Here is a 21204-nt window from a genome sequence, read left to right on the forward strand (position 1 = left end):
GTGCCCGAGCGAACGCGGAGGCGATCCGCCGTGGAAGTGAGCGACCGGGACCCCGACGCGTCGGCGCCCGTAGCGGCGTCGGTCGAGGTCGAGCTGTCCGGGCTCGCGGACGGGGTCGTCGCGTGCGACGAGTTCGACGACGGGGCGCTCGAATCGGTCGCCGAGGAGTTCCTGTGCGCCAGCGGCGAGCGGTGGGGCGGCGCGTGGCGCGGGGTCGCCGTCGGGTCGCTGCTGGACCGTCCGGACGTGACGGTCGCCCCAGACGCGACCCACGTCCGCGTCGCCGCCGACGGCTACGCCGTCTGCGTCCCGCTGAAAACGGCGCTCGACGCGGTGCTGGCCGTCGAGCGCGGCGGCGACCCGCTGCCGGCCGCCCGCGCGCCGCGGTTCGTCGCCCCCGTCGACGCCGGCCGGACGGTGAAGAGAGTGCGGGAGCTCCGGTTCCTGCGGCTGGCCCCGGGAGAAGACCCCCAGGAGTACGAGGATCTCGGGTATTGACCGCGGCGACTCCGACCCGGTTAGCCCCGCCGCCGACCCGTCGGCTTTAGTCCGCGAGGCGACTACCGTCGAGCGGCCGATGACGACGCACCGCTCCGAGCTGCCTCGGCACCAGCGATGACGAGCCCTATGAGTGCCGAGGCCACCGATTTACGTCGACAATACATTCAGACTCATACACGACCCCACAACTGAGTGCTATTGCCTCGTGTTTCGGCCCTAGCGAGATCCACGGTTATCGATCCGAGACTGCTGTCCCATATTCGAGTTCCAGTCCACTACAGCTCACCCATGTCGGTGATGTCGACGACCGTCTCGTTTGCGAGATCGATTTCCGCGCGGTATCTGGCGTCTTCCCTGCCGGCGCGCCCGATCCGGACGACTGCCCGGTCCTCGACGTAAGACGGTTCTCTGTCGACTGTCACGGTGTCGTCCGATTTCTCGACTGTGAGGTTCCTGATCTTTACCGTCTCCCCGGCGGAGAGGGTGCTGTCTGTCTCTTCGACGTCGAATGTGAACGTCGCGGTCTGTGCCTCCCCGGAGTTCAGCTTCCTTATAGGTTCGACCGTGAGTTCCTCGTTTTCGACCGTTTCGAGGTACGACGCGACGGTCCGGTTGGCCCGGACAATCTCGACAGCGCGTCCCCGTTCGTGCCGAGTAAACCGGTCGTTCTCTCGCGTCGTGATCAAAATATCGCCTCCGTCTTCGGTGAGTTCGATATCACTCGTCTCCGAGACATTCGTCACCACCGCGGAGTCACTCCTGTCGCTGGAGGCGGTCACGTTGGTACCAGCGATGCTGACTTCTCCCACCTGGTCCCTGTCGGCGATGGGGTCCCCGACCCCGAGCGCGGCGAGTGTGCCCGCGAGACCGACGCCGACGCTCGCGAGCACGAGGAGGACGACGAGGCCAGTCCGGGCGTCCTCATTCATACGTGACCGTTGGGTGAAAGAGCTCATGAGTACTGGGATGAAACGCGTTCGAAACGCGTTTCGCAGGCGTTTCAACCCGGTTTCGGGCCGAATTTTGCCAGTCGATATCGACGGAGATTAGGGAAGGGATTCGAAGTATCAACCTATGGATTTGCAGGCCCTCCACGGTAAGCAGCTCCTCGCTGCGGTCGTCTTCGTCGCCGCCACAGTCGTTCTCGCGGTACAGCTGATAACCCCCACACCAGTCGTCGTCTCTGTCGGTGAAGGCGGTACGGAGGTCGCGGAACTGGGCGGGTACTTCCAGTACCGTGATGTAGCGGTCATCACCGTCTCTGCGGTCCTGCTCGGTTCGAGCGGGACGTACCTCGTTACAACGGATTGGTCGGGTAGAGATGCCAAATCACCGGCTATCGACCGGAGACCGCCGGATTCCGCCGGCGGCGCGGTGCGGACGGATGGGAACGACGGGCTCGCACCGAGCGGGGACCTCCTCGACGCGCGCCGCGAGGAGTCGGAGGAAACCGCCGAGCGCCTGGCGAAAAACGAGCGTGAGATCTACGAGACGATCCTCGACGAGGACGGCGTGATGGCCCAAAGCGACATCGTCGACGCGACGGATCTCTCGAAGGCGACGGTCAGCCGCACGCTCGACAGCCTGGAGACGAAAAACCTCGTCGAGCGCAGACGCCGCGGGATGGGTAACATGGTTTTGCTCCTGTAGCCGAAACCCGTTTCGAAACCGTTTCAAACGCCTTCTCAACGGGTCTCTAAGGGGTTTTTCTTACAAGGTCCAGGTGGAGCGATCCTCCGAACGGATCACTCCGATACACAATGCGAACGAAGCTAATCGCGCTCGCCCTCGCGGCGATGCTCACCGTTGGAGCCGGTGGCGTCGTCGCAGCCGGAGCGAGCTCTGGTGACGCATCCGGAGAACAGCTTCCAGATGACTACACGGTCGAGATAACCGATCCGTTTGACGAACTGTCCTCGGACGAGGTCGACGAGGCCATCGAGACAGCCTGGTCCGACGAGCAGGTCCAGAGCAGCCTCGATGCCGGTGACGGCGTCCACTTCGACGTCGTCGCGGGCACGGAGAAGGTGCAGGTCGCCGTCGCACCCGGCTCCGACGCCGAGGATCAGGTCGTCGCCAAGATCGATTCCGATGGAACCGTGACGGACGTCTTCGAGCCGTCGCTGACGGCCGAAGATTCCGAGACGCTCGATATCGCTGAACCGGTCGACGCCTCCGGGGACGGCACTATCCGTGTCGAGGACGAGGACCACGAGTACGACGAGAAACTATCCGCAGACCAGGCGATACAGGTCGAAGTGAAGAACATGAGTCTCCTCGAGGATGGCGAGAGTGTCAGCGTCGAGGTTGCCGATGAGTAGTCGGTGAGGACAGCCGTCCAGCCCGTGGCGGAAATCGCGATCCGCGGCCTGGTCCCCACGCCGTAGGAACCGACGCCCGACGCGGAAACGTCACTGCTGGACACTCCGCGACACGCTCCGTACAGGGTGTCCCTCCGATTCGGCACCACGACCCACGAACAGTATTTCCCCGCAGTCTGTCACCCCGCGGACATTCTTTCAGACCCCTGGGAGCACCGTCATCAACCAAGTTCCGCGTACCGACGCTCGATATCGATCACCGGCCGCGGGTAGTCGACGCCGAGTTCGACGCCGTAGCTGGCCTGCTCGTCGTCGCTCAGCCGCCACGGGCGGTGAGCGTACTCGGCCGGCAGACCGTCGAGTTCGGGGAGCCAGGTCCTGATGTACGCGGCCGCGTCGTCGTGGTACTCGCCCTGCGAGAGCACCTCGAAGCGGTTGTCCCGCGAGTCGTTGCCGACGCCGGTCTGGTAGACCCAGTTCCCCCAGTTCGAGACGATGTCGTAGCCGACGAGTTTCGGTCCGCAGAGTCCGCACAGGCATGAGGCCGTAGTACTGTGACGAGAGTATCTGGTTTCCTGTCGCAGATTGGCTCCATCGTCGTGGCTGGACAGTGTATACCGCTCGCGGCGAAGACCGATTCGGTGACCCGGATACAGAACATCTCGCCTCCCGCGATAAGAATGATAGAAGTATTCAGCACTGCTAGATAATCGCAGGCCGAAGTCGGTTGGTACTGGTAAGTCGTCGGGGTTCGAGCGTCGAGGCCACGTTTTCGCGTTCGCCCTGACGCACTCCGGCGACCGCCCGGTCGCCGCCGGCGAGTGACGCACCGATACGCGGCAGACGCGACCCGTGCGTCGGACGCGGCCATAGAGTTATGATACCGGGGAACACGCCTCCTGTATGCCAGTTGTCTCGTTGCTGTCGGAGACGTACTTCGGAAGCACGATCCAGCAGTACTTCCTGTTTTTCGCCGTGCTGTGCCTCGGTGCAGTGGTCGGCCGGTCGCTGAGCTTCTTTTACCGGCGTAGACTGCGGCGGAAAGTCGAAGCGACGGAGACGGAGGTCGACGACATCGTCGTCTACGCGCTCGGGCGGCCCGTCGTCCTCCTCGGCGTCGTGTTCGGTGCGGTCGCGGGACGACGCATCCTCTCGCCCGTCGAGCCGCTGGAGTCGGTGTTGAACGCCTCGGTCGAGATTCCCGTCATCGTGGCTATCGCGTGGATCGCAGTCCGGTTGACGGACGGGTTCGTCGAGACCTACCTCATGAGGTACGTCGAACGCACAGAGTCCAAGCTCGACGACGAGCTCGTTCCGATTGTCAGCCGGATCGCCAACATCGCCATCGTCTCCGTCGCGGGCATCGTCGTGCTGGACTCGCTGGGGTACGACGTCGTGGCCGTCATCGCCTCACTCGGCGTGGCCGGGGTCGCAGTCGCCTTCGCTTCCCGCGAGACCATGGCCGACATCTTCGGCGGCGCGCACATCCTCTCGACGAAGCCCTTCCTCGTCGACGACATCGTCGATATCGAGGGGACGACCGGTACCGTCGAAGAGATCGGACTCCGGACGACGCGCATCCGAGACTTCGACGGGCGGGTTGTGACGCTCCCGAACGCGTCGATCGCGAAGGCCGAGGTGCGAAATATTTCCGCAGAGCCGACCCGACGGGTGAAGACCTTCCTCGGGCTGTCGTACGACACGACGCCGGCGGAGATGGAATCCGCCGTCGAACTGGTCGTCGACACGACGAACGACGTCGACGGCGTCGACGCCGAGCGGACTGGCGCGTGGTTCTGGGACTACGGGGACTCGGCGATGCGGATCAGGCTCGAGTACCACATCGAGGCCCTCGACCGCTGGAAGGAGGTCAGAGGGGCCGTGAACGGCGAGATTCAACGGGCGTTCGCGGACGCCGGGTTCGACATGGCGTTCCCGACCAGGACGGTCCGGGTCGAACGCTCAGACGGGGACGAGGAACCGATCCGTCTCGGGAAGGTCGACGACGGGGGTTGAGCCCGGACGCGGCGCCGATTGCCGACCGGTCGGACCGACCGATCGACTGGCTTTCGACCGCAATCGGCCTTCTCGTCGGAATCGGCGGAGTGCACTATTCACCGCCGGTAGCTCGAGAGTCACGAGCGCCGAGGCGGTTTCTCTGACGGACGCGTTCGCCCCAAAGTCCGGGCTGCGGGAGAGACGTTCCGACGCTCTGCCGCGGTCAGAACTCGATCGGTGACCGGTCCGCCCTCGCCACGTTCCGGTCGCGCACGGGGAACGTCCCCTCAGAGCGGGATCGAAGTTAGGGCCGGCACGAGGGAGGCGATGACGAGCCCTATGAGTGCCGAGGCCAGCTTTCTATCCATACATTTTCGAGGAGAAGTGCACGAACGTCTGAGAATCGCGTCTGCTGCCCTCTAAGAGGGGACAGTCGTCATTTGAGGTCGAATAGAGTACAATTTGAGCGGTTAGAGACGACGTGAGGCAATGGTCCGTACGACTCTGTCTCAAGAGCTATACGAATTAGCACAGAGACAGAGAATATGTCCGACGATGGATTCAGAATCTCCGAAAAGAGTGAGAACGATTAGTTGCAGAGGAGGTTGATGAACTCCCGATTAACACTCCACAGAGACAGGTTGTAGTTTTTGAACGTACAGGCCGTATTTTCTCGAACAGATGATAGCCTCGAGGGAGATTCCGGCGGAGCGTGGCTTAGAGGTTCCACTCCGGGTTGACTACGTTGCAGACGACCCGGCCGAACCCACGTCCATGGTATACTGTACCGATATCGAGGGGACGGAGCTACGGGTGGCAGTCCAAGAGCCATCGGCTACTGAATCGTCGTTGGAGACGGGCAAATGGTACCGGTTCGACCGGGTCGTCCGGTCGAGGTCACTCGGGGCCCAGCTCCTGTTTCCATCCGGTAACAGTGGCGTGGAACGTATCGAGGCACCGGAGCCTCAGACACACCCGCCACTGGCTGAACTTGACACCCCGTGGCTGGTCCAGCTAGGGGCAAGCGACGAACGTATCGCTGTGACCGTCCAAACCCGGCCGACGGATGAGACGGGGGGTATCCGGGTGGAAGACCCGGAGACGTACGAAATCGCCGCCGTTTGTTTCGCATACTGTGACCGGTCCAGTGATGCGACGGTATATCATCGCGAGGAACCCGACGCGCGAGACGAACAGCTCCTGCTCGAGCACGTCGTCGAAGACCTTTCAGAGGCAGAAGGCGCAACGCTTGTGACGCGTGGATACGACCGCTTTCCGCTCGAAATGCTCTATCAACGTCTCGCGCAAGCATCGGGGGGCGATGTCGTTGGGACCGGAGCAGAGCGGGTGCTGAACGGGTGTTTCCACGCAACCCCGGAGAGCGTCCCGGTCAGATCGGAGGCTGACGCGGTTGTCGAAGCGGCTCGTCAACTTGGCATCGAGGTCGATCCGGTTCTACTCAGCGACTACGACATCGGGATCGACCGGGCAGACTGGCGCGGCGAGGTCGACACCATGCCGCTCTCGGACGTATCCGACCCACGGATGACCGACGGTGACTATGCGACGCTCGTCGAGCGGTATCTCGGTCCCGAGGACGGATCGGTCGATTCGGCACAACTCGCTCACTGCCTGAAAGCGTACGCGAGCGCAGATCTTGGTCTACTCCGTGAACTCGTAGCGCACGGCACGATGGACCGACTCGGCTGTCCGCGGCTCTCCGAGCGCCGTCTCAAACGATAGTCAAGCCGGGCCTACCGGGATACCGTACCAGGAGTCGAACCCGGGACGGTCAGATCAAGCGAACCGACTGCGAACGGTCCTTGCACTGACCGAATACCGTCACTCCTCGTTAGTCGTCTGCGACGACGCTGTCTTCCCAGCCTTCGCTGTGAATTCGCTCGTCGGGCGCTCCAAGCTCGGCCAGTCGGTTTTTCGCCTGGACGACCATCGGCGGGACCCCGCACACGTAGAAGTCCCGGTCGGTGAACTCGTCGAACAGGTCTTCGAGGTGTTCCTGTGCGTATCCGATCCGCCCGGTCCATTCCCAGTTGGGGTCCGAGAGCACGAAGGTCAGGTTGAGATTGGGATTGTTCGCCGCCAGTTCATTGAGCGTCTCTCGGTGAATGATGGTCTCCTCTCGCTTCTCGCCGAGGAGGATGTGCGCGTGGCCAGTGCCCTCGCGCAGATACTGCCGGAGCATCGCCATCATCGGTGTGAGGCCCGTGCCGGACGCGAGGAAAGCGACGTCTCGGCTCGTGTCGACGAGTGATAACGCGCCCTCTATCGAGCCGATCTCGACCGTGTCACCCGGTCGCTTCTGGTGCATGTACGACGACGCCAGTCCGTCGTCGTAGCGTTTGATCGTCAGTGCCAGCTCTTCGCTACCGGGCAGATTCGTCGGCGTGTACGGGCGGACGATTCGCTCGTTGCCCGATTCGAACCGGATCGTCGTGTGCTGTCCCGGGTCGTACTCGAACTCGTGACCGGGTACTCGCAGACGGAACCCTTTCACTCGGGGCGTGATCTGATACGTGTCAACAACTTTTGCTTCGTGTGTCATGGTGAACGAGAGCGCTGTGTGGTGCAGCCAGGCGTGCGCTGCTCCGCTGAGGCGGTTCGGCCGTGTCGAAACATGATATGTCGGTGATCTATTAGTTTCGTCAAACGGTGTTTTGCCAGTCTCCGCGATGCGTTCCGGCAGGAACCGAGCGAAACGGTTCGATAAGGGGGTTGGCGCCGGAATCGGGCAACGCTGATGTATTGATTTTTGTTTATATATGTATAGTAGAAATACACAGGCATAAACAGCGCGGCTGGTCAGTAGTATCGAGAAGCCGTACGGCATGTCCGAGCTTCCACGTAGGGTCGACCGCCCGAAGAGTGGTAATCGAAAGTGAACAGATAATGGACTGAGCGGCGTCTATAACTGTGTTAAGTACATTCACTATGGATAGGTTGTGAGTCGTGAGTGCCGAGGCCACCGTTTCTTCCGATGCCGCCCGTCTCCCGGTCACCCGTCGGGACGCTCGCCGGCGTCGATGTCGACGCTCCCCGTCAGAACGGCGTTCAGGGCCGCCCCGGCGAGGAGCGTCAGGCCGCCGACGTACAGCCACGTCAACACCAGAAGGACGCCGCCGGCGACGCCGTACAGTCTGACGCTCTGTGAGGTCGAGATGTACAGCCGGAGCCCGACGGCGCAGAGCGCCCACGCGACCACGGCGAGCGCCGCGCCCGGAAACGCCTGCGAGAGCGTCGTCTCCGGGGCCGAGAACCGGTAGTACATCGGCAGAAACCCGGCGAAGAGCGCGACGCACAGCAGCGGAGCACTGACCGCCCTAACGACGGAGACGTCCGTCGCGACCGTCAGCGCCACCACGAGCAGCGACCCGACGGGAACGAGGACGATGATCGTCGCGAACACGATCAGACTGTCCAACACGGTCTCGACCACCGAGTGCTCGTGGCGCACGCCGTGTATCGTCTGGAACGACACGTTGATCGCCTGCACCAATCGCAGCGAGCTCCACAACAGGATCAGACCGGCGATGACGACCGCCCGTCGTCGGTCCGCGTCGTCGCCGACGATCGAATCCAACGAGGCGGCGAGCGCGCCGGCGTCGATCCCGGCCACGGCTCCGAAGAGGCCGACGGCGGGGCCGAGCCAACCGGCCGCCGAGAGCCCGATAAACGCGAACAACAGCAGCGGCACGAGGGAGTTGAACAGGTAAAACGCGACGCCCGAAGCGACGACGCCGATATCGTTTTTCCGGGCGAGCGCGACGACCGCCGCCGCGAGTTGCCTTACCGACGCGCGGGAGGGGCCCCTCGCGTCGTCGGATCCCGACGGCCTCATGCGCCGACGGAGGCTCCGTCTTCAGTCATCGAGGGCGTCGAACGGGGGTCGAGGCCTTACGGTCGACGGCGGGCGCTGGTCGACCGGTGTCGCGAGTGACGCGGTGTCCATGCGGGTAGTGGCGGAGACGATTCATTAGTTATACTGTCGCAAAACCGGCGAGGTGTCAGCGGTTCACGAGTAGAGGGCCCTGGCCTCGTCGCTACGCGGGTCGCGAGCGTCCGGACCGGTTTCTCACGTGTCGTGAGTCGGTTTTAACTCCGATAGCGTCGAGCGTTGCGCTCGACGTCGGACCGCTCGGTCGAATATGTTCTCCGTTACTGATCCGTAGCAGGTGATTAGTAAAACGCATCTGCCGCGACTGGCCGGTGTGAGACTCGTTCAGGTTTTCGTCCCGAAAGACGACCGCGACGCCGTCCGAGAGGCGCTCTCGGAGATGGAGGTGGAGTTCGTCTTCACCGACGCGAACGGTGGTCGAGAGGGGAGTCTGGCGGAGATACCGGTGCCGTCAGGCGCCGTGGGCGTGGTCCTCGACCGGCTGTACGAGGCCGGACTCGACGAGGACACGTACACCGTCGTCACGGACGTCGAGGAGGCGACGGTGCCGAACGCGGACGAGTTGGAAGACCGGTACGTCGAGGGGCCGAAGGGTAAAAGAGGCGCTCCGAACGTCGAAATCCGGGCGCGCGCGGAGGATCTGACGCCGGACACGGCGACCTACCTCGCGTTCGCCGTCGCGAGCGCCGTCGTCGCGGTCGGCGGCCTCCTCCTGGACTCCGCGATCGTCATCGTCGGCGCCATGGTGATCGCGCCGTTCGCCGGATCGACGCTCTCCGCGAGCGTCGGCGCCGTCATCAGCGACCACGAGATGGTCGTCGACAGCGCCACCTCGCAGGTGACGGGACTCGTCGTCGCGTACCTCGGCGCGGTCGCGATGAGCGTGTTCCTGCAGCGGAGCGGATTCGTCCCGTCGACGCTGGACGTCGCGACCATCGGGCAGGTGGGCGCGTTCGTCACCCCGAACCTCCTGACGTTCGCCATCGCCGTCTCCGCCGGGTTCGCCGGCGCGCTCGCGATCGCGACCGACCTCCCCGTCTCCATCGCCGGCGTCGCCGTCGCGGCGGCCATCGTCCCCGCGGCGGCGGTGGCCGGCATCGGCACGGCCTGGGGCCAGCCGCTCGTCGTCGCGGGCGGAACCGTCCTGCTCTTGATGAACATCGTCTTCATCAACCTCACCGCGTACCTCACGCTCGTCGCGCTCGGCTACCGTTCGTCGGTCATTCCCGCCGTCCGCGAGAGCGCCGACGTCTCGCTGCGGTCGGGCGCGTACGCCGTGATCGTCCTGTTGTTCGTCGTCGTCGTCGCGGTGACCGCCCTCGGCACGTACCAGCACCTCGTCTTCGAGCAGGAGGCGAACGACGGGGTCCAAACGGTCCTCGACGGCGAGGAGTACAGCGAGCTGGAGCTCGCCGGCGTCGCGACCGAGTACAACGACGCGGGCGCGTTCAGCGACGAGGTCTCGGTGACGGTAACTGTGGGGCGCTCCGGCGACAGCGAACACGAGCGGCTCGCGACCGATCTCCAGGCCGAGATCGACAACCGGACGGCTCGATCGGTCCGCGTCGACGTTCGGTTCGTCGACTACCAGCGCGCGCCGGCCACCGGCGACGGCGAGCGGGGCGTGCGGTGGCCGTTCGATGAGTGGAGACCGTCGCTCGACGAATGGATTCCGACCTCGGCGAGGACCTCAGTCGCGTAAGCGTCGCCACAAGCTCCGACACTTGCGGCGGAGCTTTGTCAGGAGCGACCCGATCCGACGCGATCCGGTGAGGAGCCGTAACGCGCGCACCGAGCGACCGACGCGGAGGAGTCGGAACGGACGGAACCACGGGACCGCGGTGAGGACGAGAACCCAGTTCGAACGGACGAATTCCCTCGGGCCGCTGTCCGACCACCGATAGAGGAGCACGAGGTCGAGGAGGAAGACGACGAGGAGCCACTGCAGCGCGCCGCGGACCGCCTTCTCGGTCCCCGCGGAGGCGACGAGCAGATCGACGCCGATCGCGAGGTCGGCGAGGAACAGCGCGATCCAAGCGATCGCCGCGAGCTCGACGAGCGGCGGCCACCAGCGTTGGGCGTCCATCTATCGGAGACCCGGACGCCGCGATTCGAACCGCGTCACCGGGTCGATCGCGGACCTCACGGAGCCGAGGCCCGCGTTCGCGCGCTCTCTGCTCTCGGCGACCACGGTCGGGACCCCCTCAGAGCAGCACAGAGATGATCGCCAGCACGACGAAGACGATGACGAGCCACTTCGCGGCCGCCATCGAGACCCCGGCGACCCCGCGTGCGCCGAAGATCGCCGCCACGATCGCGATGAGGAAAAACACCACCGCCAGTTCGAGGAAGTCGCCCGAAAACTGGAGCGGCGGGGCGCCGATTCCCGACGACGGGGAGAGGTCGAACGACGGTGTGAGCGGAGTAACGGCCATACGGTGGATGGCAGTCCCGATCGGTTAGTTATGGGGTTGCAAAGGCGGTACGACCGGCTTACTCCGAAGAGGGGACGAGAGCGCGCGACCGAGGTCGAGACCCCGGCGGCGAGCGCCGAGCGGCGTCGGACCGGAGCGACGCGTGAGTCCGCGGCGATCCGTGACGACCCGTTATTGATATCGCGGATGCGGGTTTACGAACGCGACACGGCGGCGTTTTGGATGGGCCGATCGACGACCGCCGGTGAGTCCGACGGGGTCGCTTCGGCGAACCCACCGCCCAGTGAAATTCGGGAGCCAGCGGTCTCCCTCCGCCGGTCAGAGGGGAGCGTCGACGGCGCCGTCGACCCGCTCGATCCCCGCGAGCGCCTTCGGGGCCATCGCCGCGACCGCCGCGTCGTCGTAACCGCTCCGGTCCTCGCCGGCGAGGAGCTCTCGGAACTCCGAAAGCGCGGACCCGACGTCGAACAGCCGATCGTCGGCCGGTTCCTCCTCGCCGTCCTCCGCGGCCGCGACCGCGCCGTCGGCCGCGCGCCGGGCGCGGCTGAGCCGGTCGAGCGCCGGGTCGTGTTCGCCGTCGGAGTCGTCGCGGGCGGACTCCGAGAGCGACTCCGCGAGCCCGTACAGCTCGGCGACCTCGTCGCGGAGGGTCCGCGCGAGCGCGAGCTTCCCGGTCCGGCCCTCCTCGCGGACCGCCTCCCCGTTCGCGTCGAACGAGTCCGCCGTCACCCGGTAGGCCCCGAGGCGACCGTCGCGGTCGACCACCTCGACCGTGTACCGTCCCTCGCGGTGAACCGCGACCGCGAAGCGGTCCGTCTCCGCCGGCGCTCCCTCGTAGATCACGCCCGCGTAGTCCTCGACGACTCGGACCCGGTCGATTCCCCCCGTCTCTCGCCCGTCGCCGCGGATCCACCCGGCGTCCTCGGTCGCCACCGCGACGAGTTCGCCGTCGCCGCCGGCGCGGACGAGTCCGCCCTCGTGGACGAACCGTTCCGCGATCGGGGCGAACCCGGGGCCGTTGACCACGAGGAGGTGCGGCCCGGGCTCGACGCGGAGGAAGCCGAACGCCCCGCCGCGGGTCGCCGTCGCCGTGGGATCCTCGCTCGCCAGTCGGACGGCGAGCTCCGTCTGGGGCGCGAACAGCGAGACGCCGGCGACGCCGACGACCGCGTCGCGCGCCGCGTCCGAGACGCCGTCGAGTGCGCCCTCGGTGCCCGCGCGGAGCTGTCGCACCCGTCCGACGACCCGATCCGTGAGCCCCGTCGGTTCGGCGCCGTCGACCCGCCGTCGGTGGGCCGGGTCGGTCACGTCCGAGAGCGGATCCGCGAACCGGTCCTGCTCCCACGGGACCCCGACCGAGGTTATGTGACTCGCGATCGCGTCCTCGGCGAACCCTGGGACCGCGAACTCGAAGCTCAGCTGAGGGCCGACGAAGTCGTCGATCGCCTCCCGAAGCGGCGCGATCGGTTCGAGCGCGTAGGTGGCGTCGGCCGCGGCGTCGCCGTCGCCGTCGCCGTCGCCGGTCGCGAGGCGGCTCTCGGGGTGCGCGAGCACGAGTCCCGGCTCGCGAAGCGGAAGGTCGCCGGGCGGGACTGGGAGCCCTCCCCACGATCCGACCGTCACCCGCTCGTCGATGAGGTCCGTCCGGTCGATCGAGAGCGACGGGTGCTCGTGGAGGGGGACGCCGTCGAGTTCGGGAAGCACGAACGGGAGCCGCGCCCCCTCGTCGCGGGGAAGCCCGTACGCGAATGGCGCGCGGAGCGACGCCGAGACGTCGACCACGTCGTTGGTCACGTCGGAGAGCAGGTCGGCCGTCGGGAGCCGCTCGAAGGTCTGCACGAGGCCGTTGACCTCGCTCGCGCTCGAGTGCGAGCCGACTTCGGAGAGGATCCCGGGACGGGCCCCGTCCGGGATCTCCGGCTCGAGGAACTCGTTGTTCGGGCTGGCGCGGGAGTGGGCGCTCGCCGAGAGCAGCAGCGGCTCGCCGGTCTCGCGCTCGACGAACACCTGCAACAGCTCCCAGTCGTGCCAGTGGAAGTTGACCGCGAACTGGTCGAACGCGGAGTAGAGCCAGTACTGCAGTGCGTCGACCCCCTCGGCGGCCTCGACGACGCGGTAGAACACGGTCGGCGCTGGCGGCGCCCCCGCCTCGCGGAACGCCGCCGCGTAACCGTCGAGCGCGGTGAATCCGTCGACGACCGAGCCCGCAGCGGTCTCGACGACGTACGGACGCGGGTCCGTGGGGTACCACTTCTCGAGGGCCCCGAAGTAGAGGTCCGGCGCGTACCGCCGGACGATCGACGGGGCCGTCTCGCCGTCGTGGTCGACCTCGTCCGGCGCTCCCGTCTCCTCCGGTTCCCCATCGTCGGGCTCCTGCGGCGGCGCCGGATCGTCGCGTGAGACGTACCACGCGCCGGCGGTGCCCGTGCCCGCGAGCGCGGCGAGTCCACCGTACACCAGCGCGCGGCGCCGACGGTCGTCGACCGACCGGTCCGGGGCGTCCGCCGTCGCGTCGTCGTCACCCGTCATGCGATCTACCGACCGGACGACACCGGCCACGTTAAACGTTCCCACAGTAATCGCCACCGCGGCCGGCTCAGATCCCCGCCACCGAGGACCGCGGATTCCGAAGCCGTCATCCCGCTCGCTCGTGAACGACGGGCATGGACGAGCAATCGACCGAGGAGTACACGCGACTCGTCGAGGAGAACGGGCTCGCGCTCCTGTTCGCGAATCGGGTGCGGGCTCGGATCGTCGCGACGCTGTTCTACGCCTCCGAACCCCTGTCAGTCGAGCGGATCGCCGCGGGCGCCGGCGTCGATCAGACCGTCGTCCACGAGGGGCTCGACGGGCTCGAACCGTTCGGACTCCTGGCGATCGACCGCACCGAGGGCCGCGAGCCGAACCGGTACGCGCTCGACGAGTCGGACGAGCTCGTCGAGTCGCTCCGGACGGTCGCGGAGCTCGCGACCGAGCGGTATCATCAGGAGGAGATCGACATCCCGAGCGACGCCGACGAGTAGGCCGGCGGCCGCTGGCCCACGGCCCCGGTCACTCGATACGCACTGTCGTCTCGTCGTACACGCCCTTTCCGGCCGGGTCGTCCACGGCGAGCCCGGCTCCGATGGTGTGTTCGCCGCGTTCGGCCGGCTCCCAGTCCCTCTTCGAGACCCGGAAGCTCTGCTCCCACCGCCGGGTGAACCGACGGCGTTCGCCGCGGTCGAGCGTGAACCGAGTCTCCGACTCCGGGAGCGGTTCGGGAACGTGCGAGGCGTCGCGGTGGCCGTCGACGTGCCACGTCCACGGGACCGGCGACGTAGTCCGCACCGTCACCGGGACCGGCAGCGGGTTCCGGAGTTCGATCGCGACCGGAACCGGTTCGCCCCGCTCGTACGCCGCCGCCGGCGTGTCGACGCTGACGGAGACCGCCCAGCGGTGGAGCCGCGCCGGGAGCAGCCACCGGGTCAGCGTCGCCGCCGGAAGCGTTCTGGCGGCCCGAGGGCGGTGGCGCTCGGCGGACTCGTTCGGTCGGAACGGGTCGTCGTCGGAACGGTCGACCCCGTCACGCCCGCGTGATCGACGCATGAGTGAGGGTACCCGTCGGGAGGAATAAGCGTGTCGTCGGGGCGGGCGAGGTCGACGCCGAGCCGAACGGGCTCAGTCGTCGCCGCTCGCCGCCGCTCCGTCCCCGGTCACTGCCCCGTCGTCGGTCCTCGTCCCGTCGGTCGGTCCGCTCTCGTAGGCCGGGTCGAAGAGGTGGCACGCGACCCGTCCGGCGTCGGTCCGGCGGAGCGCCGGCTCGTCCGTCGTGCAGGGGGTCTCGAACGTCTCTCTCAGGACGCTCTCCGCGGCGGCGAACTCCTCGTCCGCGACCGACCGGAGCGCCTCCTCGACCACCCGCTCCGCCTCCGGGTCAGTCAGCGACGACGGCAGGTCGAGCTCGTCGCGGAGCGCCTCGGTGACCGCATCGTCGTCGTCGCCGAACGTCTCGACAGCGATGTCCTCCTCGCGGGCGCGGTGGCGGAAGGACATGACGGCGCGCCACTCCTCCTGTTCGAACTCGTAGTCCGACGGCGGAATGACGCGCGGACACCGCGTGTGGAACTTGCACCCGGAGGGCGGGTCGATCGGCGAGGGGACCGACCCCTCCAGGAGTATCCTGTCGCCCTCCCACAACGGGTCCGGCTCCGGAATCGCCGACAGCAACGCCTCGGTGTAGGGGTGTTGCGGCGGCACGAACAGCTCCTCGGGGGTGCCGATCTCGGCGATCTTCCCGAGGTACATCACGGCGATCTCGTCGGCGATGTGCTCGACGACCGAGAGGTCGTGCGCGATGAACAGGTAGGCGATCCCCAGCTCGTCTTGGAGGTCCTCCAGCAGGTTGAGGATCTGCGCCTGCACGGACACGTCGAGCGCCGAGACGGGCTCGTCGCAGACGATGAAGTCCGGGTCCACGGCGAGCGCGCGGGCGATCCCGATCCGCTGGAGCTGCCCGCCCGAGAACTCGTGCGGGTAGCGGTTGGCGTGGCTCGCGTTGAGCCCCACCCGTTCGAGCAGATCCTTGATGCGGGCGTCGCGGGTGACGTCGCCCTCGATCCCGTGGATGTCGAGCGCCTCGCCGATGATGTCGTTCACCGTCAGGCGCGGGTTGAGGCTCGACTGTGGGTTCTGGAAGATGATCTGCATCTCCTTCCGGAGGTCGCGGAGCTCGCTGTCGGAGAGGGTCGTGATATCCTGCCCTTTGAAGTACACCGATCCGGCGGTCGGCTCCCGGAGCTGGAGGATCGACCGACCGATGGTGCTCTTTCCACAGCCGCTCTCGCCGACCAGCCCCAGCGTCTCGCCCTCGTTGATCTCGAAGGAGACGCCGTCGACCGCCTTCACCTTCTTCTGGCGGCCGAGGAGTCGGTCGATGAAGTCGCTCTCGGACTCGTAGTACTTCTCGAGCCCCTCGACGCGGAGGAGCGGCTCGGAGCCGCTCATCGGTCGGTCACCTCCGCGGAGCTCGACGCGCCGTCCGGCCCGGGGAAGTCGTCCTCGCCGCGGACGGTCACCTCGTACTCCAGCTCCCCCGTGAGCTCGCCGGTGTGCGCGAGGCACGCGGCGGTCTGCGCGTCGCTGTTGATCGGGTCCGCGGGATCGCCGGTCTCGACGTCGACGAGCTGCGGATCCACGCGCGTGCACGACTCCTCGGCGTACGGACACCGGGGATGGAAGTTACACCCCGGCGGCATCTCTATCAGGTCCGGCATCCGCCCGGGGATCGTCTGTAGTCGATCGCGGTCGTCGCCGATCCGCGGGATCGAGCTCATCAGTCCGACGGTGTAGGGGTGTTGCGGGTTGTAGTACACGTCCTCGACAGGCGCCATCTCCACCGGGTGGCCCGCGTACATCACCATCACGCGGTCGCAGAACTCGGCGACGACGCCGAGGTCGTGGGTGATGAGCTGGATCGCGGTGTCGAACTCGGTCGCGACCTCCTCTAACAGCTCGAGGATCTGCGCCTCGATGGTGACGTCGAGCGCCGTGGTCGGCTCGTCGGCGATGATGAGGTCGGGGTCACACGACAGCGCGATCGCGATCACGACGCGCTGTTGCATCCCGCCGGAGAACTCGTGTGGGTAGTCGCTGTACCTCTCGGCCGCCGACGGGATCCCGACCGACTCCAGCGTCTCGATCGCGCGCTCGCGGGCCGCCGCCTCGTCGAGGTCGAGATGGTACCGGATCGCCTCCGATATCTGCTCGCCGACCGTGTACGAGGGGTTCAGCGCGGTCTCGGCGTCTTGGAAGATCATCGCGATCTCGTTGCCGCGGAGCGAGCGCATCTCCTCTTCGTTCATCTCGAGGAGGTTCTGCCCCTTGAAACGGATCTCCCCGCTCTCGATGACGCCCGGCTCGTCGATGAGGCGCATCAGCGCGAGGCTCGTGACGCTCTTGCCGGCCCCGCTCTCGCCGACGACGCCGAACCGCTCGCCGGCCTCGATCCGGTACGAGAGGTCGTTCGTCGCCTTGACGACGCCGTCGTCGGTGTAAAAGCGCACGTTGAGGTCCTCGACTTCGAGCATCGCCATCAGCGGAGCCCCCCGGTGTCGGAGTCCGTCTGATCGCCCTGCGGGTCGAACGCGTCGCGGACGCCGTCGCCGACGAGGTTGATCGCCATCACGAAGACGAAGATGGCGAGGCCCGGGAACAGCCCGGCCCACCAGCGACCGCGGGCGATCGCGTCCTGCTCGACGTTGAGCATGACGCCCCACTCCGCGCTCGCCGGCGACAGGCCGAGCCCGATGAACCCGAGCGCCGCGGCGACGAGCACCGTGGTGCCGATGCTGAGCGTCGCCTGCACGATCACCGGCGCCATCGCGTTCGGCAGGATGTGGCGGACGATGATCGACCGGTCGCGGGAGCCGAGCGCCTTCGCGGCGGTGACGTACTCGTTTTCTTTGACGCTTAAGATCTCGCCGCGGATGATGCGGGCGTACGGGAGCCAGCCGACGACGACCAAGGCGAGGATCATCTCCCAGTAGCCGCGCCCCAGCACCGCGATGACCGCGATCGCGAGCACGATGAACGGGAACGCGTACAGCATGTCGACGATCCGCATGATGAGCTCGTCGACCTTGCCGCCGTAGTAGCCCGCGACCGAGCCGAGCGGGATCCCGACGAGCAGCGCCATGGCGACCGCGATAAAGCCGATAGAGAGGCTCCAGCGGCCGCCGTACATCACCCGCGAGAGGATGTCGCGGCCGGCCCAGTCGGCGCCGAACAGGTAGAGGCCCGTGGGGGGCCACGTGAGGACGTTTTCGAGCGTCGGCTCCCGGTAGCCGGTGATAACGTCCTGATTCGCGGGGTCGGCCGGCGCGAGCGAGAACGGCTGTACCGTCTGGCCGGCCAGCACCGGGAAGCTACTCGGGAGCTGGATGGGTCGGGAGAACACCGCGAGCAGGATCATGAAGCCGATGGTGGCCGCGCCGAACAGCGCGAGGCGGTTGCGTCTGAACCGCTTCCACGCGTACTCGAGGCGACCGCGTCCCTCCTCCGACTGGAGGTCCGGCTCCCACGAGGAGAGCGGGTCCCGGGACTCGACGCGGTCGACGTCGAGGCCGGTGACCCGTATTCGTCCGCGTTCCGTCGTCCGCTGTGAGGTTTCGCTTGACATTATTTAGTATCGGATTCGGGGGTCGAGGTACGCGTAGAGCACGTCCGCGACGAAGTTCGCGAGTATCACGGCGACGCCGATCAGGAGGACGATCGCCTGGATCACCGGGAAGTCGCGGTTCCCCACTCGATTGACGAGGAGGCGGCCGATGCCCGGATACGAGAAGACGATCTCGACGACGACGGAGCCGCTGATGATGAACGCGACCTGGATGGCGGCCACGGTGACGACCGAGATCAGCGAGTTCCGGAGGACGTGTTTCTGCACGACCGTCCGCTCCGGGAGGCCCTTCGCGCGCGCCGTCCGGACGTAGTCCTTGTCGAGCTCTTCCACCATCGAGGACCGCATCAGTCGCATCAACAGGGCGGTGGAGCCGGTGCCGATGGTGATCGCGGGCAACAGCGTGTACACCAGCATGTCGTAGCTGAGTATCCCCTGCGAGGTCGGCGGGAGGATCGGGAACAGGTCGAGCCAGCTCGCGAAGATCAGGAGCAGCAGCAGGCCGAGCAGGAAGTTCGGGATCGCGATCCCGAGCAGCGCGAAGACGCGGCTGGCCTGATCGATCTTGGTGTTGCGGTAGTACGCCGCGATCACGCCGGTGGGAATCGCCGTGACGAGGGTGACGCCGAACGCCATGATCCCCATCACGAGCGTGTACGGGAGCCGAGTCATGATCTCGTCGATGACCGGGTCGCGGGTGATGATCGACCGGCCGAAGTCGCCGGTCGCAGCGCTGGTGACCCAGTCGATATACTGGATGTACACCGGCTGATCGAGACCGTATTCGGCTCGTATCTCCATCTCCGTCTGCGGATCGAGGTCCGTGAACAGCGTGATGAAGTCGATCGGATCACCGGGGATGGCGTGGACCATCCCGAAGGTGAGCAGGGAGATCCCTAACAGTAGCGGGATGGTTATCAGGCCGCGTTTGAGTACGAATCGTTGAAGGCTCATCGAGGTGAAATGAGAGGGCTATCGGGTGTTCGGGACCGTTACTCCGCCGGGTAGACGATCTCGTCGAGGTGGGGCTTGTACAGCGTGTTGTACCGGTTGCTCGCGTTCGGGTGCGGGCTCCACTGGTCGAGCGACTCGATGTTCTCCGGGTTGAGAACGTCGATCACGTCGCCGGTCCACATGTTCGCCATCGGCACGTCCTGCGCGACGAGCTCCTGCAGGTCTTGGTAGATCGGGAGCCGCTCCTCGGCGCCGAGGGTCGTCTGCCCCTCGGTGATGAGCTGGTCCATCTCCTCGTTCTCGTAGAGGTTCCAATTGAACCCGTCGGGGACGTGCTGACTGGAGTGGAGCAGCTGGTTCACGTGGCCGTCGGGGTCGGAGCCGCCGGTCCAACCGATTCCGACGACGTCCGTGCTGGCCGCTGCGCCCTCGGGGTCGAGCAGGAACGGGACGAGGTCGTCGAACGCGCGGACGTCGAGCTCCGCGTTGAAGTACTCGGTCTCGTCCATCGTCTGCTGGATGATCTCCATCCACCGCTCGCGGGTCCGGTTGACGTTGGTGATGAAGGAGACGTCGAACGGCGCCTCGATGTCCTCCTCCTCGAACGCCTCGCCGATGAGTCTGAGCCCCTCCTCCTCGTCCTGGCCGACGTACTCGTCGAGGAGGTTCTGCTCGTGTTCGGGGTCCCAGAACGCGCCGAGACCGGGGCTGATCGGGGCCGCGAGCTCGGTCGCGTAGCCGCCGAAGACGGCCTCGATGACGTCCGACTTCGGGAGGAGACGGGTCATCCCGCGCCGGAGCTTCTCGTTCGTGAACGGGCTCTGGTTGACCGGGTACGAGATGAAGTCGAACCCGACGGCGCTGCCGGTGACGACCTCGCCGGTCTGGTTCTCCCACTGGTCGAGCTCGAACGGGGCCGCGTTGTCGATCATGTCGAGCTCGCCGGCGGCCATCGCCTCCTCCTGAGAGACCTGCTCCGGGATGACCCGGAACGTGACCTGGTCCCACGGCGCCGTGCCGGGGTACTCGTCGCCGTCGTACCAGTAGTCCTCGTAGGGGACGAGGACGGCGCGGTCCTCGGCCGAGAACTCCTCTAGCTCCCACGGGCCGGTCCCGAGGGTCTGCTCGGTGAAGTCGTGCTCGTCCTGCTCCGGGTTCTCGCTGATCGCGTCCGTCTTGCTCGTGAGGATCGGGACCGCGGCGAGGTCGTTCAAGAAGGGCGCGTGCGGGTCGCTCGACGTGATCTCGACCTCGTAGTCGCCGAGGACCTCGACGTTCTCGATGAACGAGACGTCGGCGTCGTTGGTCGTGCCGCTCGTCCGGTTGATGGAGAACGCGACGTCCCTCGCGGTGAACTCGTCGCCGTTGTGGAACGTGACGCCCTCGCGGAGCTGGAACCGGAAGGTGGTGTCGTCGACCTGCTCGTACTCGGAGGCGAGCTCGCCGCGGATCTCGGAGTAGTCGAAGGTCAGTGCGACCAGTCGCTCGTACGCCATCGTTCCGACGACGGAGTTGGAGGTCGCGTCGGTGATGATCGTCGGGTCGAACGTGCCCGGATTCGCGGCGGCCGAGGCGACGAACTCGTTCGTGCCGTCGCCGCCGTCACCGCCGTCGGATCCGTCGCCGCCGTCGCCGCCGTCGCCGCCGACGCAGCCCGCCAGACCGACGACGCTCGCGCCGCCCATCGCGGCGAGAACTCGTCGGCGAGTCGTTGCCGATCGCGTCTGTCCGTTGTCGGAATGAGACATACCCACACGTACGCGTCGTCTGTTAAAAACCATTCTATTCTTTACCGCAAACCACCGTCCGTTCAGTAATCCGCCGGTTCTGTTTCGATAAGCGGTATTGACACGAACGATCATCGAGGGTGTGAGGGACGTGTGACAGCGAAACGGACCCTCGTCCGGGAGGAAAACATAGGGGACG

At 66.3% G+C, this 21204-nt stretch carries 19 protein-coding genes and 1 pseudogene; 7 read left to right on the plus strand and 13 right to left on the minus strand.

The genetic code is table 11. The features are described 5' to 3' along the window. The first annotated feature begins 30 nt into the window (after positions 1-30). On the plus strand, positions 31-498 hold the full coding sequence (locus DJ82_RS04580) for a molybdopterin-dependent oxidoreductase (protein WP_241881416.1): 468 nt from the start codon (positions 31-33) through the stop codon (positions 496-498). Between the two features lie 278 nt (positions 499-776). Here DJ82_RS04580 and DJ82_RS04585 read toward each other — a convergent pair whose 3' ends face one another. Beyond that, complete coding sequence (locus DJ82_RS04585) at positions 777-1430, minus strand: hypothetical protein (protein ID WP_094581167.1); 654 nt, start codon at positions 1428-1430, stop codon at positions 777-779. Between the two features lie 145 nt (positions 1431-1575). On the opposite strand from DJ82_RS04585, the gene DJ82_RS04590 reads away from it, so the two are divergent. Both DJ82_RS04590 and DJ82_RS04595 read left to right on the plus strand, forming a co-directional pair. Further along, positions 1576-2151, plus strand: a complete 576-nt coding sequence (locus DJ82_RS04590) for a MarR family transcriptional regulator (protein ID WP_094581168.1) — start codon at positions 1576-1578, stop codon at positions 2149-2151. 110 nt (positions 2152-2261) lie between these two features. Then, the gene (locus tag DJ82_RS04595; protein ID WP_094581169.1) at positions 2262-2822 is read left to right on the plus strand and encodes a hypothetical protein; all 561 of its coding nucleotides are present in this window, start codon (positions 2262-2264) and stop codon (positions 2820-2822) included. A gap of 221 nt (positions 2823-3043) precedes the next feature. Here the strand turns inward: DJ82_RS04595 and DJ82_RS15665 are convergent. Further along, positions 3044-3337, minus strand: a pseudogene (locus DJ82_RS15665) (FAD-binding domain-containing protein); the annotation flags it as partial. A 388-nt stretch (positions 3338-3725) separates the two neighbouring features. On the opposite strand from DJ82_RS15665, the gene DJ82_RS04605 reads away from it, so the two are divergent. Beyond that, entirely contained in the window at positions 3726-4838 is a 1113-nt protein-coding gene (locus DJ82_RS04605; protein WP_094581170.1) for a mechanosensitive ion channel family protein, read from the plus strand. Positions 4839-5501: 663 nt separating this feature from the next. Further along, positions 5502-6563 carry a hypothetical protein gene (locus tag DJ82_RS04610; RefSeq protein WP_094581171.1) on the plus strand — a complete coding sequence of 354 codons (1062 nt, stop codon included), beginning with the start codon at positions 5502-5504 and terminating at the stop codon, positions 6561-6563. Between the two features lie 109 nt (positions 6564-6672). Here DJ82_RS04610 and DJ82_RS04615 read toward each other — a convergent pair whose 3' ends face one another. After that, positions 6673-7383, minus strand: a complete 711-nt coding sequence (locus tag DJ82_RS04615; RefSeq protein WP_094581172.1) for a ferredoxin--NADP reductase — start codon at positions 7381-7383, stop codon at positions 6673-6675. A gap of 450 nt (positions 7384-7833) precedes the next feature. Then, entirely contained in the window at positions 7834-8676 is an 843-nt protein-coding gene (locus DJ82_RS04620) for a YihY/virulence factor BrkB family protein (protein WP_094581173.1), read from the minus strand. A 370-nt stretch (positions 8677-9046) separates the two neighbouring features. On the opposite strand from DJ82_RS04620, the gene DJ82_RS04625 reads away from it, so the two are divergent. Beyond that, complete coding sequence (locus DJ82_RS04625) at positions 9047-10435, plus strand: DUF389 domain-containing protein (RefSeq protein ID WP_094523566.1); 1389 nt, start codon at positions 9047-9049, stop codon at positions 10433-10435. Here DJ82_RS04625 and DJ82_RS04630 read toward each other — a convergent pair. The 3 genes from DJ82_RS04630 to DJ82_RS04640 all read right to left on the minus strand — a co-directional run bounded on the left by DJ82_RS04630 (position 10424) and on the right by DJ82_RS04640 (position 13697). Then, positions 10424-10819: a hypothetical protein gene (locus tag DJ82_RS04630; protein WP_094523564.1), complete on the minus strand. Its 396-nt coding sequence runs from the start codon at positions 10817-10819 to the stop codon at positions 10424-10426. The two genes, DJ82_RS04625 and DJ82_RS04630, sit on opposite strands and share 12 nt — an antisense overlap. Positions 10820-10937: 118 nt before the next feature. Next, entirely contained in the window at positions 10938-11168 is a 231-nt protein-coding gene (locus DJ82_RS04635) for a DUF1328 family protein (protein WP_094523562.1), read from the minus strand. Positions 11169-11486: 318 nt separating this feature from the next. After that, positions 11487-13697 carry a hypothetical protein gene (locus DJ82_RS04640; RefSeq protein ID WP_241881418.1) on the minus strand — a complete coding sequence of 737 codons (2211 nt, stop codon included), beginning with the start codon at positions 13695-13697 and terminating at the stop codon, positions 11487-11489. A gap of 134 nt (positions 13698-13831) precedes the next feature. Here DJ82_RS04640 and DJ82_RS04645 point away from each other — a divergent pair, with 134 nt between their 5' ends. Continuing rightward, positions 13832-14191 (plus strand): hypothetical protein, encoded by a 360-nt coding sequence (locus tag DJ82_RS04645; RefSeq protein WP_094523560.1) that lies wholly within the window; start codon positions 13832-13834, stop codon positions 14189-14191. A gap of 28 nt (positions 14192-14219) precedes the next feature. Here DJ82_RS04645 and DJ82_RS04650 read toward each other — a convergent pair whose 3' ends face one another. From DJ82_RS04650 to DJ82_RS04675, 6 genes are all read right to left on the minus strand, one after another. Continuing rightward, positions 14220-14753, minus strand: coding sequence for a hypothetical protein (locus DJ82_RS04650; protein ID WP_094527178.1), 534 nt, complete (start codon positions 14751-14753; stop codon positions 14220-14222). 72 nt (positions 14754-14825) lie between these two features. Then, a complete protein-coding gene (locus DJ82_RS04655) occupies positions 14826-16151 on the minus strand; it encodes an ABC transporter ATP-binding protein (RefSeq protein WP_094581174.1) in 1326 nt (441 codons plus the stop codon). Beyond that, a complete protein-coding gene (locus DJ82_RS04660) occupies positions 16148-17239 on the minus strand; it encodes an ABC transporter ATP-binding protein (RefSeq protein ID WP_094523554.1) in 1092 nt (363 codons plus the stop codon). Before DJ82_RS04660 ends, DJ82_RS04655 begins: the two co-directional genes overlap by 4 nt. Further along, complete coding sequence (locus tag DJ82_RS04665) at positions 17239-18324, minus strand: ABC transporter permease (protein WP_094581175.1); 1086 nt, start codon at positions 18322-18324, stop codon at positions 17239-17241. The genes DJ82_RS04660 and DJ82_RS04665 overlap by 1 nt, the downstream gene beginning before the upstream one ends. 3 nt (positions 18325-18327) lie before the next feature. After that, positions 18328-19278 (minus strand): ABC transporter permease, encoded by a 951-nt coding sequence (locus tag DJ82_RS04670; protein WP_094523550.1) that lies wholly within the window; start codon positions 19276-19278, stop codon positions 18328-18330. 38 nt (positions 19279-19316) lie between these two features. Then, the gene (locus DJ82_RS04675; protein ID WP_143420502.1) at positions 19317-21026 is read right to left on the minus strand and encodes an ABC transporter substrate-binding protein; all 1710 of its coding nucleotides are present in this window, start codon (positions 21024-21026) and stop codon (positions 19317-19319) included. Between the last annotated feature and the right edge of the window lie 178 nt (positions 21027-21204).

Origin of the sequence: Halorubrum sp. Ib24, from assembly GCF_002252745.1 — an archaeon.
GTDB lineage: Archaea > Halobacteriota > Halobacteria > Halobacteriales > Haloferacaceae > Halorubrum.

Excerpts from the sequence above, each read along its gene's own strand:
- DJ82_RS04675 (WP_143420502.1), bottom strand. The coding sequence starts at position 21,026 with ATGTCTCATTCCGACAACGGACAGACGCGATCGGCAACGACTCGCCGA.
- DJ82_RS04605 (WP_094581170.1), top strand. The coding sequence starts at position 3,726 with ATGCCAGTTGTCTCGTTGCTGTCGGAGACGTACTTCGGAAGCACGATC.
- DJ82_RS04640 (WP_241881418.1), bottom strand. The coding sequence starts at position 13,697 with ATGACGGGTGACGACGACGCGACGGCGGACGCCCCGGACCGGTCGGTC.
- DJ82_RS04595 (WP_094581169.1), top strand. The coding sequence starts at position 2,262 with ATGCGAACGAAGCTAATCGCGCTCGCCCTCGCGGCGATGCTCACCGTT.
- DJ82_RS04665 (WP_094581175.1), bottom strand. The coding sequence starts at position 18,324 with ATGTCAAGCGAAACCTCACAGCGGACGACGGAACGCGGACGAATACGG.
- DJ82_RS04615 (WP_094581172.1), bottom strand. The coding sequence starts at position 7,383 with ATGACACACGAAGCAAAAGTTGTTGACACGTATCAGATCACGCCCCGA.
- DJ82_RS04635 (WP_094523562.1), bottom strand. The coding sequence starts at position 11,168 with ATGGCCGTTACTCCGCTCACACCGTCGTTCGACCTCTCCCCGTCGTCG.
- DJ82_RS04660 (WP_094523554.1), bottom strand. The coding sequence starts at position 17,239 with ATGGCGATGCTCGAAGTCGAGGACCTCAACGTGCGCTTTTACACCGAC.
- DJ82_RS04650 (WP_094527178.1), bottom strand. The coding sequence starts at position 14,753 with ATGCGTCGATCACGCGGGCGTGACGGGGTCGACCGTTCCGACGACGAC.
- DJ82_RS04655 (WP_094581174.1), bottom strand. The coding sequence starts at position 16,151 with ATGAGCGGCTCCGAGCCGCTCCTCCGCGTCGAGGGGCTCGAGAAGTAC.
- DJ82_RS04645 (WP_094523560.1), top strand. The coding sequence starts at position 13,832 with ATGGACGAGCAATCGACCGAGGAGTACACGCGACTCGTCGAGGAGAAC.
- DJ82_RS04620 (WP_094581173.1), bottom strand. The coding sequence starts at position 8,676 with ATGAGGCCGTCGGGATCCGACGACGCGAGGGGCCCCTCCCGCGCGTCG.
- DJ82_RS04585 (WP_094581167.1), bottom strand. The coding sequence starts at position 1,430 with ATGAATGAGGACGCCCGGACTGGCCTCGTCGTCCTCCTCGTGCTCGCG.
- DJ82_RS04670 (WP_094523550.1), bottom strand. The coding sequence starts at position 19,278 with ATGAGCCTTCAACGATTCGTACTCAAACGCGGCCTGATAACCATCCCG.
- DJ82_RS04590 (WP_094581168.1), top strand. The coding sequence starts at position 1,576 with ATGGATTTGCAGGCCCTCCACGGTAAGCAGCTCCTCGCTGCGGTCGTC.
- DJ82_RS04630 (WP_094523564.1), bottom strand. The coding sequence starts at position 10,819 with ATGGACGCCCAACGCTGGTGGCCGCCGCTCGTCGAGCTCGCGGCGATC.
- DJ82_RS04610 (WP_094581171.1), top strand. The coding sequence starts at position 5,502 with ATGATAGCCTCGAGGGAGATTCCGGCGGAGCGTGGCTTAGAGGTTCCA.